Source organism: Yoonia sp. R2-816 (genome assembly GCF_046762905.1).
GTDB lineage: Bacteria > Pseudomonadota > Alphaproteobacteria > Rhodobacterales > Rhodobacteraceae > Yoonia.
Genome location: NZ_JBKQXN010000336.1, coordinates 1 through 844, shown reverse-complemented (window position 1 = coordinate 844; position 844 = coordinate 1). Strand labels below are relative to the sequence as shown.

Here is an 844-nt window from a genome sequence, read left to right as displayed (position 1 = left end):
TGAAGGCTTTTACAGCATCTTCAAGCGCGGCATGAAGGGTGTGTATCAGCACTGCGGCAAGCAGCACCTGCACCGCTACGCTGCGGAGTTCGACTTCCGTTACAACAACCGCATTGCGAACGGTATTGACGATGCAGAACGTGGCCAAGTTGCTTTGCGACGCGTCGTTGGTAAGCGTTTGACCTATCGGCAGGCTGACTGATAAATCCTAGATATAGTGTGTCGGCAGAGCAATATAGCCTACCATTTGATGAACCGTTTTCTGTAAGCGACTCACCTGAGCTTTGGACGCCGAGAGAAATCTGGGTGAAGTTCAGCCAACGAATGATCCCATTCTTTGGCGAGGACAGAAGGGTTGAGTACAAGACAACGCCAAAGCTAAACTGGGACGATTTGGCATGTTATTTCAGTGCCTATTCGAACAGCCCGGATGGCGGAGTCCTTTGCATTGGCGTTGCGGACAACGGAACTTCTGTTGGCTGCAAGAATCTCTCAGAGGACCAGCTCAACAGGCTAGAAAAGTTCCATATCCAGATGTGTCCAAACTCTAAGCCAGAGATTAAGCGCGTTCCTATAACGGTAGAGGACCAGCAGGACTTTTTGGTGCTGATATACGTCCCATACTGCGGAAGGCTTGTCGAAACCAACAAAGGCGAAGCGTGGATAAGGTTAGGCGACTCAAAGCACAAAATGAGTGAAGAGGTGTAATCGGCGGAGCAATACTCGGCCACGGTAGCGGCGGCGTTGTGTTGTCGCGGGCGGCTTAAAAGTCGGCCACTTTGGCCCTTTCACTTGATGGGAGGGCTTGGGGATATTCACCGTGGAATTATATTTGAAGGTGCGG

General features: G+C 51.1%; 2 protein-coding genes. Both read left to right on the top strand.

Annotated elements, in window-relative coordinates; translation table 11 throughout:
• Nucleotides 1-202: transposase (locus ACFWW2_RS25510; protein ID WP_393933272.1), on the top strand; the 202-nt coding region annotated here is incomplete at its 5' end.
• 122 nt (nt 203-324) lie between these two features.
• The gene (locus ACFWW2_RS25505) at nt 325-708 is read left to right on the top strand and encodes an ATP-binding protein (protein ID WP_393933270.1); all 384 of its coding nucleotides are present in this window, start codon (nt 325-327) and stop codon (nt 706-708) included.
• Nucleotides 709-844: the final 136 nt, after the last annotated feature.